Origin of the sequence: Actinopolyspora alba (genome assembly GCF_900112765.1) — a bacterium.
In the GTDB taxonomy this organism is placed as follows: domain Bacteria; phylum Actinomycetota; class Actinomycetes; order Mycobacteriales; family Pseudonocardiaceae; genus Actinopolyspora; species Actinopolyspora alba.
In genome coordinates, this window is sequence record NZ_FOMZ01000013.1 from 42,740 (window position 1) to 57,753 (window position 15,014).

At 67.8% G+C, this 15,014-nt stretch carries 12 protein-coding genes and 1 pseudogene; 9 read left to right on the forward strand and 4 right to left on the reverse strand.

Annotated features, from left to right (window positions below; genetic code table 11):
* Positions 1 to 445: 445 nt before the first annotated feature.
* The 6 genes from htpG (at position 446) to BM150_RS18630 (ending at position 7,079) form a co-directional block, all read left to right on the forward strand.
* Positions 446 to 2,347: a molecular chaperone HtpG gene (gene htpG, locus BM150_RS18605; RefSeq protein ID WP_092928605.1), complete on the forward strand. Its 1,902-nt coding sequence runs from the start codon at positions 446 to 448 to the stop codon at positions 2,345 to 2,347.
* A 598-nt stretch (positions 2,348 to 2,945) separates the two neighbouring features.
* Positions 2,946 to 3,323 (forward strand): hypothetical protein, encoded by a 378-nt coding sequence (locus BM150_RS18610; RefSeq protein ID WP_092928606.1) that lies wholly within the window; start codon positions 2,946 to 2,948, stop codon positions 3,321 to 3,323.
* 69 nt (positions 3,324 to 3,392) lie between these two features.
* Positions 3,393 to 3,932: a hypothetical protein gene (locus BM150_RS18615; RefSeq protein WP_092928607.1), complete on the forward strand. Its 540-nt coding sequence runs from the start codon at positions 3,393 to 3,395 to the stop codon at positions 3,930 to 3,932.
* Entirely contained in the window at positions 3,923 to 5,104 is a 1,182-nt protein-coding gene (locus tag BM150_RS18620; protein WP_139219586.1) for an MAB_1171c family putative transporter, read from the forward strand. The genes BM150_RS18615 and BM150_RS18620 overlap by 10 nt, the downstream gene beginning before the upstream one ends.
* An 11-nt stretch (positions 5,105 to 5,115) precedes the next feature.
* A complete protein-coding gene (locus BM150_RS18625; protein WP_092928609.1) occupies positions 5,116 to 6,321 on the forward strand; it encodes a metal-dependent hydrolase family protein in 1,206 nt (401 codons plus the stop codon).
* Between the two features lie 137 nt (positions 6,322 to 6,458).
* Positions 6,459 to 7,079, forward strand: coding sequence for an acetoacetate decarboxylase family protein (locus tag BM150_RS18630; protein ID WP_092928610.1), 621 nt, complete (start codon positions 6,459 to 6,461; stop codon positions 7,077 to 7,079).
* Positions 7,080 to 7,244: 165 nt separating this feature from the next.
* Here BM150_RS18630 and rhaI read toward each other — a convergent pair whose 3' ends face one another.
* From rhaI to BM150_RS18650, 4 genes are all read right to left on the reverse strand, one after another.
* Entirely contained in the window at positions 7,245 to 8,417 is a 1,173-nt protein-coding gene (gene rhaI, locus BM150_RS18635; RefSeq protein WP_092928611.1) for an L-rhamnose isomerase, read from the reverse strand.
* On the reverse strand, positions 8,414 to 8,818 hold the full coding sequence (locus BM150_RS18640) for an L-rhamnose mutarotase (RefSeq protein WP_092928612.1): 405 nt from the start codon (positions 8,816 to 8,818) through the stop codon (positions 8,414 to 8,416). Before BM150_RS18640 ends, rhaI begins: the two co-directional genes overlap by 4 nt.
* Positions 8,815 to 10,116 (reverse strand): MFS transporter, encoded by a 1,302-nt coding sequence (locus BM150_RS18645; RefSeq protein WP_175496905.1) that lies wholly within the window; start codon positions 10,114 to 10,116, stop codon positions 8,815 to 8,817. Before BM150_RS18645 ends, BM150_RS18640 begins: the two co-directional genes overlap by 4 nt.
* Before the next feature lie 653 nt (positions 10,117 to 10,769).
* Positions 10,770 to 11,963, reverse strand: coding sequence for a glycosyltransferase family 87 protein (locus tag BM150_RS18650; protein WP_092928682.1), 1,194 nt, complete (start codon positions 11,961 to 11,963; stop codon positions 10,770 to 10,772).
* A gap of 409 nt (positions 11,964 to 12,372) precedes the next feature.
* Here BM150_RS18650 and BM150_RS18655 point away from each other — a divergent pair, with 409 nt between their 5' ends.
* The 3 genes and pseudogenes from BM150_RS18655 (at position 12,373) to BM150_RS18665 (ending at position 14,984) form a co-directional block, all read left to right on the forward strand.
* A complete protein-coding gene (locus BM150_RS18655) occupies positions 12,373 to 12,753 on the forward strand; it encodes a YciI family protein (protein ID WP_092928613.1) in 381 nt (126 codons plus the stop codon).
* A gap of 49 nt (positions 12,754 to 12,802) precedes the next feature.
* A complete protein-coding gene (locus BM150_RS18660; protein WP_092928614.1) occupies positions 12,803 to 13,639 on the forward strand; it encodes an RNA polymerase sigma factor in 837 nt (278 codons plus the stop codon).
* A gap of 194 nt (positions 13,640 to 13,833) precedes the next feature.
* Positions 13,834 to 14,984: pseudogene (locus BM150_RS18665) on the forward strand (dihydrofolate reductase family protein).
* Positions 14,985 to 15,014 lie beyond the last annotated feature (30 nt).

The following is a 15,014-nucleotide window of genomic DNA, read 5'->3' on the forward strand; positions in this document are numbered from 1 at the left end:
TTCTTCCCCGTTGACTGGGCGAGCCGGTCCAGTGGGGTCGTGCCCGAACGGCGCATCTCTCCCGGTTGGTGAGACGTCGCGATGCCGTGGGTCTTTTCGCGCAGCGCGTCGGTGCTTTCGCTTCGTCGCGTCTCGCACAGCACCGTCAACGGCGTCCGCCGCGACTCCCACTGAGTGGCCCACGGGTAGAGGCGGGAAGAGCCAGCGGGGGCGGGCCTTCGGCACCAGCGAACCAGGCGTGATCGGCTGTGTGCGAGTGGGGTTCCGGGGCGACTCGGAGTGTTCCGGCGGTTCCGCTGTGACTGTCGTGACCGGCTGTGATGGGATGTAGCCGACCTCGCGGCGGGATGTCCGTGGCGGTCGCGCGAGCTCCTATAATCCGGGTCGTACCCGTGTCGCCGTTCGAAGCGACGCGCGGGAACCGTGATTTCGGGAAAGGGGATCAGTGAGTACACAGGCGGAAACGTTCGAATTCCAGGCGGAATCCCGCAAATTGTTGCAGTTGATGGTTCACGCCATATATTCGAACAAGGACACGTTCCTGCGCGAGCTCGTTTCCAACGCCTCGGACGCGCTCGACAAGGTGCGGCTGGAGTCCTTCCGCGACAAGGACCTGGAGGTGGACACCTCCGACCCGCACATCCTGATCGAGGCCGACAAGGAGCACCGCACGCTGACGGTGCGCGACAACGGTATCGGCATGTCGCGGGACGAGGTCCAGGACCTCATCGGCACGATCGCGAAGTCGGGCACGGCGGAGCTGCTGCAGCAGCTGAAGGAGACGCAGGACGGCGCTGCCGCGCAGGAGCTGATCGGCCAGTTCGGGCTCGGGTTCTACGCCAGCTTCATGGTCGCCGACCGGGTGACGCTGCTGACCCGTCGGGCGGGCGAGAGCACCGGCACCCGCTGGGACTCGACCGGTGAGGGCACCTACACCATCGAGACGGTCGAGGAGGCTCCGCAGGGGACGGCGGTGACGCTGCACCTGAAGGCCGAGGACCAGGAAGACAGCCTGCTCGACTACACCGACAGCACGACGATCACCGGCATAATCAAGCGTTATTCCGACTTCATCTCGTGGCCCATCCGCATGGAGGTCGAGCACACCGACTCCGAGGGCGAGACCACGCGGCAGATCGAGACGATCAACTCGATGAAGGCGCTCTGGGCGCGTCCCAAGGAGGAGGTCGCCGAGGAGGAGTACCGCGAGTTCTACAAGCACGTCAGCCACGACTGGAACGACCCGCTCGAGACGATCCACCTGCGGGCCGAGGGCACGATCGAGTACCAGGCGCTGCTGTTCATCCCCTCGGTCGCGCCTTTCGACCTGTTCACCCGGGACCACAAGCGCGGCGTCCAGCTCTACGTCAAGCGCGTGTTCATCATGGACGACTGCGAGGAGCTCCTGCCGGAGTACCTGCGCTTCGTCAAGGGCGTGGTGGACGCGCAGGACCTCTCCCTCAACGTGTCGCGGGAGATCCTGCAGCAGGATCGCCAGATCCAGATGATGCGCAAGCGACTGGTCAAGAAGGTCCTGTCCACGGTCAAGGACATGATGAGCCAGGACCCGGAGCGCTACGCGAAGTTCTGGGACCAGTTCGGCCAGGCCGTCAAGGAGGGGCTGCTCAACGACGTCGACAACCGCGAGCAGATCCTCGAGATCGCCTCCTTCGAGTCCACGCACGATGCGGAGAACAAGACGACGCTGCGTGAGTACATCGAGCGGATGAAGGAGGGTCAGGACAGCATCTACTACATCACCGGCGGTTCGCGGTCCAAGGTCGAGAACTCCCCGCACATCGAGGCCTTCCGGGACAAGGGCATGGAGGTGCTGCTGCTGACCGACCCGGTCGACGAGATGTGGGTGGAGTCGGTCCCGGAGTTCGACGGCAAGCGGTTCCAGTCGATCGCCAAGGGCCAGGTCGATCTCGACGAGCAGGACGAGGACGGCAAGGACAACGAGCGGCAGCAGGAGTTCGCCGACGTGCTGTCCTGGATGTCGACCAAGCTCGCCGAGGACGTGAAGGAAGTGCGGCTGTCCTCGCGCCTGAGCACCTCACCGGCCTGCGTGGTCGGTGACAACAACGACATGGGGCCGACCCTGGAGAAGATGTACCGGGCCATGGGACACGAGGTGCCGCCGGTTAAGCGCATCCTCGAGGTCAACCCCGACCACCCCCTCGTGAGCGGGATGCGCGACTCCTACGACAAGAACGGCGAGAGCCAGGAGTTGAAGGAGACGGCCGAACTCGTCCACGGCATGGCGCTGCTGGCCGAGGGCGGTGAGCTCCGCGAACCCGCGCAGTTCACCAGCCTGCTGGCCAACAGGCTCGCCCAAACGTTGTGACCATGGACCTCTCGGGGCCGGGAGCCGACTGCTCTCCGGCCCCGTCAGGGGCGCGTGGTGGGCCGAGTTCGAGGATCGGTGGTTGGTCCTCGCCCCGGTTGCTTCCGCCAGGCCGTCTTCTCCGCGGTCGACCGGGAGCGAGCAGCGCACGAGGCCTCTACCCCCAGTGAAGAGGCCTCGTGGGCTCGTACTCGGATGACGAGTGCCCCGTGGCTTCGCCGGAACGGCTCCGGTGGGGACGATTCCGCGAGGGCGAGTGGGGGGGGCTGGACAGCCGGGCGTGCTCTGTTCACCTCGGCGGACCCGCGTGGAGTCCTGCCGGTGGGCCGGTTCGAACGAGCGCTCCCGCGACCGGTTGCGCTTGGCCGCACGCCTTGGTCTGGGCGATCGGTCAAGGATCTCGTTCAGCGCGCCCTCGGTACCAAGCCCGTCATCTTCCTCGTCGCACTCGAAGTGGGTTTTGGGCAGCTCATCGTGTCAGATATTCTTGACTTACTTGGGAACGTACGGCTGGAGGCAGCAGTTGTCAAATATCAGCGACAGTGACGTTGTAGATGTTTGACCCCACTGCGGCTGGGTGACCGATTGGAGGCTCGGCGTGACAGACGAGGGGCGCGAGGCGTTCGCCGGCCGGCTGTACGAACTGATGGCCGAGCAGGTCCGGGACGACGGGCGTCCGTGGTCGATTCCGGCACTGGCACGTGCGCTGACGGAGCGTGGTCACCCCATCTCCCGGCAGCACCTGCACGGCGTGGCCAACCAGAAGCACGCACCCACCTGGGACCTGGTGCGCGCGCTCGCCGAGCTGTTCGGCACGACTACGGACTCGTTCACGGGGCGTCGAGCCGATGCGGACGACGAACTGCCCGTCCTGCTGAACAGGGCGGGGGAGCTGGACGAGAACGGGCGTGCCGAAGTCGCGGACTTCATCCGGTTCCTGCACCAGAAGCGCGGGCGGGCCGGTCCGGGTGAGTGAGATCCCCGTGATTGGTGGGACCGCGGCCTGCCGCGCCGGCAGTGTGGCTCGGGTGATCGAGGGAGGACTGTGTCGTTACGGCAGCTCTGGAGACGGAACCGGGAGGAGGCCCGGCTGCGGCGGCAGCTGCGTTCGACACTGCGCCGGGCTGGCATCGCGGAGCCCACCGACATGCTCGAAGTGTGCGAGCGCCTCAGCGCGATCTGGCCGGTGCCGATCGTGGCAGCACCGTTCGATCTCCCCGCGCACGGGCCGTTCGGGCTGACCATCCGGTACGCACCGGAACCGCGGGACGAGGCGATCTACATCCTGTACCAGCGGGTGGCGACCCCGTTGCACCAGCAGCACGTCGTGGCGCACGAACTGGGGCACGTTCTCGGCGGTCACCCCCTCGATCCGGTCAACGATCTGTCCGAGATCGACCCGAACGGCAGCACGGGAACGCTCCGCCGTACCTCGTACAACTCCCGCGTCGAGCGGGAGGCCGAGACGATCGCGACCGTGCTGCTCGGCCGTGCCGCCGCGCGGGACGGTGTCACCCTGCCGTCGAACGATGCCCGTGACCACCGGTTGCGGCGTGCTCTTGGAGACAAGGTCGAATGGCTGTGACACCGACCGAGCTGCTCGAACTGGTGATGACAGGGTGGTTCGGTTATCGCCTCGCCCGCAGTCCCCGTGATCGTGGGTTGTGGGTCATCGTGGTGGCGCTGGTGCTGTTGCTGCTCGGTGAAGCGTTCGTGATCGCCGCGCTGCGGGCGTTGAGTGACGGCTTGATCACCGCGGGCATGGGCAAGCTCATCCAGAACTGCGCGCTGGTGCTGGGGTTCTACGCGGTGATGCTGTTCTTCCTGCTGTCGGCATCCGGGACGCGGTACGCCTCCGGTCGCGCGGAGGAACGGCCGCGAGTGCCGCTGCGGGGGTGGTGGGACGGTGCCACGGCCGTGGTGGTGTGCGTGGTGCTGGCCTCGTCGATGGCGGCCACTCCGCCGTGGCTCCAGGCCGCTTCCTACCCGGCCAGCGGCCGGTTGCGGGATGCCGCCCTCGACCGCCCCGAAGTCGTGGCTTTCTACGCGGTGGCCCTCGTCTACTTCACGTATTCCTGCGGCGCTGCCGCGGTCTGGGCGATGCGCTACGGGCGCGAGTCCAACTCCCGCGTGCGGTTCGGGCTGCGCTTGGCAGCGGCGGGCATGGTGCTGTTCGGCATCGCCTCGGCCGGGCGCGGGATGTACGTCGCTCTCGCCGGAACCGGCCTGGTGGCCCCGGACGCGCTGGCCACCGGCGCCACCTCGCTCATCCAGGTCGGCGCGGTGCTGTGGATCAGCGGACTGCTCGCGGTCGGGATCGCCGCCCGATGGGCCACGTTGCGGGTCTGGCTGCACCACCGGCGCCAGTACCGGGCCCTGCGACCCCTGTGGGAGCGAATGCACCAAGCCTTCCCCGAGGACGCACTCGACCACACCCGCCGGGAGCCGGGACAGCTCTGGCGGGACCGGTTCTCCGCCGCACAGGTGCACCGCGCGTTCTGGCGCCGGGCGATCGAATGCCGCGACGGCCTCTCCAAGCTCAGCCCCTGGATGCGGGACGTCGGCTGCGACCCAGAGGCGGATCCGGCCGAGCAGGCCGACGCCGTGCGCCGCGCGCTCGAGCTGCGCGCGGCCGGACACACCCCCTCCTCGTCGGTGCCCCTGCTGGTGGCGGCTCCGGCCACGACCGCGGCCACTGTGGACACCGAGGTGAGCCAGTTGGTCCGGCTCGCCCAAGCCCTCGACCCTCACGACTGAAAGCGGACCCCATGCAACAACTCATCACCGCCGACCAGGTAGTGCCCGGGCCGGCCGGACAGCGGATCCCCGACGGCGCGGTGCTCGTCGACGGGGACACGATCACCGCCGTAGGACCCCGCGCCGAAGTCGAACCGCACGCCGACAACGCGCGACGACACACCGCGGTGGGCGGCACCGTGCTGCCCGGGCTCGTCAACGCCCACGTCCACCTGACGTGGGACGCCGGATTCGGCATGCTCGAGCGCTACCAGGCGGCCGACGACGCGGAACTGCTGCTCGGCATCGCCGGCCGTGCGCAGCAGGCGTTGCGGGCGGGGGTGACGACGCTACGAGACCTCGGTGACCGCGACGGGCTGGTGCTGCGGGTACGCGACGCGATCGACCGTGGTGACCTCGTGGGCCCGCGCCTGCTCGGCTCCGGGCCGCCGTTGACTCCGCTGAAGGGGCACTGCTGGTTCTTCGGCGGCGAGGTCTCCGATACGGCGGAGATCCGTGATCGCATCCGGGGCAACGTCGCTCTCGGTGCCGACGTCATCAAGGTGATGGCCTCGGGCGGGGAGATGACTCCCGAGTCGCCGGCCACCTGGCAGAGCCAGTTCTCCGCCGAGGAGCTGGCCCTCGTGGTGCGGGAAGCCCACGCGGCCGGACTCCCCGTGGCCGCGCACGCGCACGGCACCGAGGCGATCGCGGCCGCGGCAGAGGCCGGGGTGGACACCATCGAGCACTGCTCGTGGCAGGGCTCGGACGACTCCGGTCCGGACCTGCGGGACGAGGTCGCCCGCGAGATCGCCGTGCGGGGGATCGTCGTGTGCCACGCCTACCCGCCGGACTGGAGGACCTTCCAGCGGGTCGTGGTCGGTGAGCAGCGTTCGCAGGCCGCCCTCGACCGGCTCCACTGGATGGACAAGCACGGGGTTCGGTTCGTGCCCGGCACCGACAGCGGCCTGCCCACATCGGTGTTCGACAACTACGTCGGCGCGTTGAGTTACTACGCCGACGCGGTCGGCTGGTCCCCCGCACACGTGATCGACATGGCCACGAGCGGGGCGGCCAGCGCGCTCGGCCTGGACCGGGTCGGCCTGCTCGCGCCCGGAAACACGGCCGACCTGCTCGCGGTGGACGGGGATCCGCTCGCCGACCTGACCGCGCTGCACCGGCAGCGGCTCGTGCTCGCCCGGGGACGTGCGGTCATCCCCGACGTCGCTGTCGGGTAGAGCGGGGCCGGGCGACGTCGGGGACCGGGTGAGCGCGTTCCTCGTTGTTCGAGCACGCGCGAGTTCGGGTAGGCTGCGGGCGCACGAGCTCGTCGAAGAACCACGATTCGAACCCGACACGGGAGTCCGGAGCGGACATGACGTATCCGCCACAACCCTGGTGGCTGTGCGGTGAGATGTCCGTTTCGCTGTGGCGACTGCCGAAACGGCTGCTCCCCGCTGTCCCGGAGGGACTGTCACCGGTGCTGCTGGGGGACACGGGCATCGTCGGTACTGCCTGGGTGCTCTACCGGTCCGGGAGCGTGCTGGAGTACAACGAGCTGCTCGCCGCCGTGCTCGTGCGGCGTGGCGCCCGCCTCCGTGCGTGTATCACCCACATCTGGGTGGACAGTGCGGCCTCCCTGCGAGGCGGTCGTGAGTTGTGGGGCATCCCCAAGGAGCGGGCCACGTTCGGGGTCGATTCCGTGGAGCCGTTGCGGATCGAGGCGCACGGGATCGCCTCGGCGTCGCTGCGCGACCGGGTGTCACTGCCGGGGAAGTGGTCGTTGGGCTACCGGATCGCACAGTCGATGGCGGGCGGAATCGCGGAGAACCGGGTGCGGGCGCGCGGTCGCGTTGCCGTGCGCACCTCGTCGTGGCACCCGGATCCGCACGGGCCGCTGGGGTGGTTGCGGGGTCGTGAGCCTTTCCGCAGCCTCGCGTTGCACGACTTCGAGATGCGATTCGGGGCGGAAGCGGATTCGTCCGTCCAGGGGTGATGCGTCCCGGTCGCGGAGACCGCGTGTCCCCGCTACCGGCCACAAGAGTCACACCCGCTCGACCGACAGCACTCGGTGGGCGGGAGCGGTGTCCGCTCCCGCCCACCGAGGAGTGGCTCCCACCTGATCGGTGTCCCGCGGGGGCGCGCTCGGCCGGTGTGGCCGTCAGCCCCAGCCCGCCTGCGCACCCCCGACGCGTTGCTCGGCCAGGTACCGCTGGTGGCCGGACTCGGCGTAGGCGCGCATCGGCTCCTCGGGCAGCCCGCGCGAGGCGCGCCACCGCGCCAGTGCGGGTCGGACGTCGGTCTGGAAGGCGTCCATCAGCACCTCGTTCGCACCGAGCACGTCGTGCTCGGCCTGGGCTCTGTCGAGGGCCGCTCGGTCGACCAGGAGCGCGCGTGCGGTCATTTCCTGCACGTTGAGCACCGAGCGGATCTGACCGGGGATCTTCTCCTCGATGTTGTGGCACTGGTCGAGCATGAAGCGCACCGGGGAGTCCTCGCCGAGCCCACCGTTCGCGATGACCTCGTACAGGATGCGGAACAGCTGGAACGGGTCGGCCGCGCCGACGATCAGATCGTCGTCGGCGTAGAAACGCGAGTTGAAGTCGAACGAGCCGAGCTTGCCCAGCCGCATCAGCTGCATGACGATGAACTCGATGTTGGTGCCCGGCGCGTGGTGTCCGGTGTCCAGGCAGGTCAACGCCCGGTCGCCGAGCGCGCTGACCTGCGCGTACGAGGTCCCCCAGTCGGGGACGTCGGTGTGGTAGAAGGCCGGTTCGAAGAACTTGTACTCCAGCACGAGCCGCTGGTGCGCGTCGAGCCGCTCGTAGATCTCGGCCAGCGACGCGGCCAGCCGGTCCTGGCGCGCCCGCAGCGAGTCCTGACCGGGGTAGTTCGTCCCGTCGGCCAGCCAGATCTTGAGATCGGTCGATCCGGTGGCGTGCATGATGTCGATGCACCGGAAGTGGTGATCGATGGCCTTGCGCCGTATCGCGGGGTCGGAGTGGGTGAGGCTGCCGAACTTGTAGTCCTCGTCCTGGAACGTGTTGGCGTTGATCGTGCCCAGCTCGACCCCGAGATTCTCGGCGTGGGCCTTGAGCTCGGTGAAGTCCTCGACGTCGTCCCACGGGATGTGCAGCGCCACGGTCGGCGCGAGCCCGGTCATCTCGTGAACCTTGGCGGCGTCGGCGATCTTCTCGTGCGTGTCGCGCGGGGTTCCGGGGGTGCCGAACACCTTGAAGCGGGTGCCGGAGTTGCCGAACGCCCAGCTGGGCAGTTCGATGGACTGGCGGGCGAGCGTTTCGGTGATCTCGTCGAAGCGATGCGGTACGGTCATCGTTCTCCTTCGTTCGGATCGGCGTTGTCGAGTACCGGTGTAGTGCTCGCGTGCTGGTGGTGCTCGTCGAGATCGGCGAGCTGGTCCTCGAGATGGAAGACTTCTTCGAGAGTGATCGCGGTCTGGTCGGCGCGTCCGCTCCGGCCGACGAAGAGATCGGCCATGTACTCCTCCCAGATCGCGGCCACCCGCGATTCCGCGAGGTGGGTGTCCGAAGCGGTCACGGAGTCCGTCTCGTAGTAGCCGATCAGCAGTCCGTCCGGACGCAGGAACAGCGAGTAGTTGCGCCGTCCCGAGGCCTCCAGTTCGCGCAGCATCTCGGGCCACACGGCCGCGTGGCGGCGTCGGTACTCGTCGAGGCGGTTCGGATCGATCCACAGCTGGAAGCACACGCGGGTCACGAGGTCATCACCGGATCCTCCGCTGTCGCGGTTCCGTAGCGCTCCCGTTCGATCTGCTTCAGGTCCTTGCCCTGGGTGTTGGGTGTCCACAGTGTTCCGATGAGCAGGGCGGCGGCCAGCAGGCCGAGGATGAGCAGGCCGAGTCCCTGCAGCCCGATCTGCGCCAGCAGCATCGGGAACCAGACGCTGAGCACGCCGACGAGCACTCGGGCGGCCAGGAACAGCACGCCCTGTGCGCTGGCGCGGTACTGCGTCGCGAACAACTCGCTGGTCCACAGGCCGTAGAAGGCCTGCGCGCCTACGCCCATGGACACGCCCCAACCGATCGCGAAGAAGAGCAGGGTGAACATTCCCGGTGGGACGTAGATCAGCGCGGCCCAGGCGAGAACGCCGAGCAGGGCGCTGGAGCAGTACAGCCACCGGCGGCTCATCCGGTCGGCGAGCCGCATGAACCCGAGGTAGGTCGCCGCGCTGGTGCAGCCCCACATGAGCACCTGCAGCAGGTACTGCTCGGTCACGGACGTAACGCCGGCCGCCTCGTACACGCGCGGCTGGAAGATCCCCGACTGCCCGGCCACGGTGTTCCACAGGGCGTAGACGCCGAACAGGAACAGCATCGCGGTGAGGTTGGCCTTCTTGGTGAACAGGCCGCGCAGGCTGCCCAGGAAGGAGGGGCCCTCGTTCTGGGAGTTTTTCTTGTCTCGCCAGAGCCCGGATTCCGGCAGGCCGCGTCGCACCCACCAGGTGATGGCGGCGACGACGAACAGGTGCGCGAAGATCAGTCGACTGCCGAGCAGGTCGAGCGGTGCCACGACGACGGCCAGCAGGTAGCCGATCATCGGCCCGATCGACCAGGCCAGCTGGGCGGTACCCACGTGAGCTGCACGTTCGTGCGCCGGTGCTTCCTCGGCGATGTAGGTCCACGAGGCGGTCACCCCGGCGCCGACGGCGATACCGGTCAGTATGAAGGCGGTCAGCAGCATCCCGTAGGACGTGGCGAACACGGCCAGCAGCACGCCCAGCATGTACAGCAGCAGGTCGTAGGTGTAGATGAACTTCCTGCCGTACCGGTCGCACAGCGGGCCGCCGATGGCCGCGCCCGCCGCGGCGCCGAACGCGTTGGCGCTGAGTGAGGCGAGCAGGCCTACAGCCAGGTTGTCCAGGCCGAATTGTTCCTGCCACAGGCTGAGGCTCGTGGCGATCGCGATGATCGATCCGGCCTCGATGTAGTTCGACATGGCCACGGCGATCGTCGCGCGCCACCCCGTCGTGCGGTTGTTTCTGGAACGGACCTCCATTGGCCCTCCCATCCGTTGCCCCTGGTTTCTCACGCTCCGACTGCGGAAGCAGTAGAGGTAAATCGTTTCAAAGTGATGCGAACCATAGCGGCCTTCGGGGCTGTGAACAAGACCGTGCGCGAGATTCGTGCGGACGGGTCGGCTCACTGTTACGCACCGGATGCGCGTGTGCGGAGCGGGTGTCGAGTGCGGGCGGTATCGCCCGGGATGCGGTAGCGGTTACGCTCTTTCGCGTGTCGCCGGGGGTGGAGCTGTTTTGGATCGGTGGGGTGGTTGTGCCTGCTCGCTCGTTGTGCGCCGAGACGCGGCAGATGGGCGTGTTCCGGCACGGCCGAGTCGGGCGTGGATGACCGAGGCGACCAAAGAAGCTTAAAACGTTTTATTTTAATCTGGTGTGTCGGGAACGCTCACTCAGGTGAGCGGGGTGCGTGCGTGAATCGGTTCCGTCGGTATTCGCTCCCGTGGCCGGGACGGGGCAGGCGGGAGCGGCACTGTTCCGGCGAAGGAGACGCGCGGTGGGAGCGGGCTCGCGGTGCGGTGAGGTCGTCGACCACCGAGTACGGGTAGGTGCCTCGTGCGGGCACCGGCAGCCTCGGTCTGTTCGACCTGGTCGCCGTGCCCGCTGTCCCTTGGCGCGGGTGCGCCCGGATCGGTTAGTGCTTCGCGGCCGGTTCGTACGCGCGGGAGCGGTTCGCCTGCCAACACGTCACCAGCAACGCCACCGCAGCGAGGACGACGTAGGCATTGCCGACGAGCTGCTGCGGCACATACAGCAGCGGGGAGACGTCGGCCGCGAGCGCGTGGAACGCTACCTTCCTGCCCGCGACGAGGATCGCCACGGCGAGCAGGAACCGGCTGATGCTACGGGTCCGCACCGCGGAGCCGAGCAGGATCAGCAGACCGGGAATGACCCAGACCCAGTGACTCGACCAGGTCGTCGGTGACACCAGCAGCGCGAACACCCCCGTCAACGTCATCGCCACCGGCGGTTCGACCCGGCCGAGCGTGCGTACGAGCACGACGGTCAGCGCGAGGCACAGTACCGCCCAGATTCCGTACTCCACCACCGGTTGCGATACCAGTCGGGCGAGCACACCCATGATCGACTGGTTGGTGTCGGCCGCATGTCCCATAACGGAGGAGGCCGGACCATAGCGGAACCAGTAGTCCACCGATGCCTCGAAATCGATCGCGAAGCCGAGCAGCGTGCACACCACGGCGGTGATCGTGCAGGTCACCGCTGCTCGGAAATCCCTGCGGAACAGGAAGAACAGCAGGAAAGCCGCGGGCACGAGCTTGATCGCGGCGGCGATGCCCACCAGCAGGCCACGCGGCCATCGTGGATTCCGCACGAGGCAGTCCGCGGCGACCAGTCCCATCAGCAGGAGATTGACCTGTCCCTGGGCGAAGCACGCGTAGACGGGCTCCAACCACAGGGGAAACGGGAGCACTAGGGCCGCGACGGCGAACGCGCCGCGAGGTCCCACACCGGGCCACTGGTGCCGCACGATCAGGTAGAGCGTCATGCCGATGGCAGCCAGGTCCGCGGCCCACATCAGGAACGCTCCCACCGTGACCGGCGGCAGGGCGAACACGCTCAGCGGCAACAGCGCGAACGGGGGATACACCCAGGGCAGCAGATTGCCGCCCCGGAGTGGGGCCCAGTCCTCGACGATGTCGCCGCCGGACAACCAGGTGTGTACGGCCCAGCGGTAGACCTCGAAATCACCCCGGAGGTAGAGTTCCCCACCTTCCCCGCGGAAGAGAGCGGGCAGCAGCACGAACCACACCGAGACGGCCAACAGCGGTATCGAAGCGGCAACGAGGAAACGCGGGTAACGCGTCACCAGGGCGCTCAACCGTTCCCGCGAACCGTTCCTCGAAGCCGGGGTTTCGGGGCCGATCGCTGGTTCCGTGGATGTGTGTTTCGAAACTGCCACTCCGACATCCGAACACAATGCCGCGCGCGGCGATCGAGGGGCGGTCCGGATCCGGTCACGGTGCTACTCGATCGAGTGGGATCGCCACGAGCAATGCCCGAATTCCCCGGACTTCGGTCGGCGGATGCGACGGGACGTATTCAACGGGACTGCGCGCCGGGGAGGTGTTGTACGGGCGAGCACGTCATCGCTGGGTTGCCAACGGGATTTTCCTCGGCCGGTTCACCTCGGTGAGACGGCCTCAAGATCCGCTACCTTCCGAGACCGACCGGGCGTGTAGCACCACCCGCCCGACCGCTGCTGGAAAGGGAAAGGCATGAAGTTCCTGTTGCTCATGCACATGAATCCGCGGATCTGGGAGGCCCTCACCGAGGAAGAACGCAACGAGGTGGTGGAAGGTCAGTCCGAGTTCATGGCCACCGTCCGGGAATCCGGTGAGTTGCTCGCCGCGAACGCGCTGGCCGATCCCCCCGAAAGCGTCGTCGTTCGTGTCCGGGATGGGGTGCCCGTGGTGAGCGACGGACCGTACGTCGAGGCGAAGGAGTACCTCGGCGGCTACTATCTCGTCGAATGCGCGAACCGCGACCGTGCTCTCGAACTGGCCGCGTTGATCCCGGACGCCAAGGTGGCAGGACTGGGTGTGGAGGTGCGCCCCGTGGTTTTCGCGGCCGGCCCCGAAGCGGCTTCGGGGTCGTGAGCGGCTCGGCGAGGACGGAGCTCCTGGCGACACGGACGAGGAGCGATCGGTGAAACCGCCCACTACTGAGATCGCCAACGCCTTCCTGGTGCCCGAGGCCACGATGGGAGCACGGATCAGTCGTGCCAAACAGCGGATCCGGGCAGCGGGAACGACGTCGAGCATCCCCGAGGGCACGGAGTACGTCGAGCGGTTGGGAGCCGTCCTGCACGTGCTCTACCTGAGCTTCAACGAGGGCTACATCGCTACGTCCGGACCTGACCTGCAGCGCCCCGACCTGGCCGACGAGGCCATTCGGCTCCCCCGCGACATCCACCGCTCGCTGCACGAGGACGGCGAGGTCGCCGGCTTGCTCGCGCTGATGTTGCTGACCCATGCGCGCCGCACGGCCCGCACCGCTCCCGAGGGTGAACTGGTCCCGCTGGCCGAGCAGGACAGGAGCCTGTGGGACGGCGACATGGTCGAGGAGGGCACTCGGCTGATCACCGATGCGATGCTGAGCTCGCCGCTCGGTGCGTACCAGCTGCAAGCGGCGATCGCCTCGCTGCACGTGCGGGCATCCCACGTGAACGAGACCGACTGGCGGCAGATCGGGTTCCTCTACCGGGTGCTGCGCCGGATCGCGCCGAACCCCGTGGCCACGCTCAACCACGCGATCGCGGTGGCCATGACCGACGGTCCGGAAGCAGGTCTGGCCATGGTGTCGGAACTGGAGGGCGATGAGCGGATGGCTCGTCACCACCGACTCACTGCCGTGCGCGCTCATCTGCTGGAACTCGTCGGAGACACGGCGGCTGTGCGAGAGAACTACTTGCTCGCCTCCAGCCGTGCCCCCGGCCCGCCCGAGCAGCGCTTCCTTCGTAGGCGGACCGACCGGCTCGCATAGGTTCGTCCGATCCGTCGACGACCACTGTCTCCGCTCGGTACGCCTTCTCGCGAAGTGCCGGTCATCGACAGCGCTCTCGTTTCGTTCCGCGCCGGATGTCAAGAATCGCTCGGCGATTTCGAGCTTCCCACGACAGCCGGATCGTCCCGTTCGCGGGCGACCCGGAAATCTGCGAAGGCATGGAAGGACCTGTAATGAACGACACGATCCCGCTGAGGGCCGGGTGGCGGGAATGGATCGCGCTCGCGGTACCGCCCTGCCGACACTGCTGGTCTCCATCGACGTCTACGTTCTCCTCCTCGCCCTTCCCAGGCTGACCGAAGACCTGGGCGCGAGCAGGGTCGGGAAGCTGTGGATCACCGACATCTACGGGTTCCTGCTCGCCGGCTTCCTGATCACCATGGGAACGCTCGGCGACCGGACCGGTCGGAAGAAACTGCTGCTGATCGGCGCCGCTGCGTTCGGCGCCGCTTCCGTGGTCGCCGCGTACTCAACCAGCCCGGCGATGCTGATCGCAGCCCGCGCCGTACTCGGTGTGGCCGGTGCGATCCTGACTCCTTCCACCATCTCGCTGATCCGCACCCTGTTCCGGGATCCCAAGCAGATGGGGCTGGCGATCGGGCTCTGGGGAACGTGTTTCTCGGCGGGCGCCGTGATCGGCCCGGTGATCGGCGGCGCGATGCTGACGCGGTTCTGGTGGGGATCGGTCTTCTGCCGTTCGGCCGCGGCAGCCCGGCTCGCGCCGGAACATCGACCCACCGGGAGTGTCACGAGGATCGTGGTCGTCAACCACGTCACGTTGGACGGCGTCGTGCAGGGACCCGGCAGGGCCGAGGAGGACACCCGCGATGGGTTCGCCCACGGCGGGTGGGCCGAAGCGAACACGGACGATGTCCTGCTGCGGGTGTGGGGTGAAGCGATGAGCGGCAGTGGCGGGTTCCTGCTGGGGCGCCGTACGTACGAGGACGTCCTCGGTTTCTGGAACGCCCGGGAGAGTCCGTTCCGCGAGGCGCTCAACAGCGTTCGCAAGTACATCGCCTCCACCACGTTGACCGACCCCCTGCCGTGGCCCAATTCGACGCTGCTCGGTGACGACGTCCCTGTCGTGATCGCCGGGCTCAGGGAGCAGCCGGGAGGCGACCTCGTCATCATGGGCAGCGGCGAGCTGGTCCGGACGCTCGAGGCGAGCGATCTCGTCGACAGGTACGTGCTCTCGAGCCATCCACTTGTCCTGGGCTCCGGACGGCGGTTGTTCCCCGACGGTTTCGCCGTGACCGCGTTCGAACTCGCCGACACGACCACCACCGGTGTCGTCATCGCGAGCTATGCCCGTGGGGCGAGATGAAGTCCACGTGACAGGTGGTCACCCACCGAT

Excerpts from the sequence above, each read along its gene's own strand:
- BM150_RS18645 (WP_175496905.1), bottom strand. The coding sequence starts at position 10,116 with ATGGAGGTCCGTTCCAGAAACAACCGCACGACGGGGTGGCGCGCGACG.
- BM150_RS18655 (WP_092928613.1), top strand. The coding sequence starts at position 12,373 with ATGAAGTTCCTGTTGCTCATGCACATGAATCCGCGGATCTGGGAGGCC.
- BM150_RS18620 (WP_139219586.1), top strand. The coding sequence starts at position 3,923 with ATGGCTGTGACACCGACCGAGCTGCTCGAACTGGTGATGACAGGGTGG.
- BM150_RS18630 (WP_092928610.1), top strand. The coding sequence starts at position 6,459 with ATGACGTATCCGCCACAACCCTGGTGGCTGTGCGGTGAGATGTCCGTT.
- rhaI (WP_092928611.1), bottom strand. The coding sequence starts at position 8,417 with ATGACCGTACCGCATCGCTTCGACGAGATCACCGAAACGCTCGCCCGC.
- BM150_RS18625 (WP_092928609.1), top strand. The coding sequence starts at position 5,116 with ATGCAACAACTCATCACCGCCGACCAGGTAGTGCCCGGGCCGGCCGGA.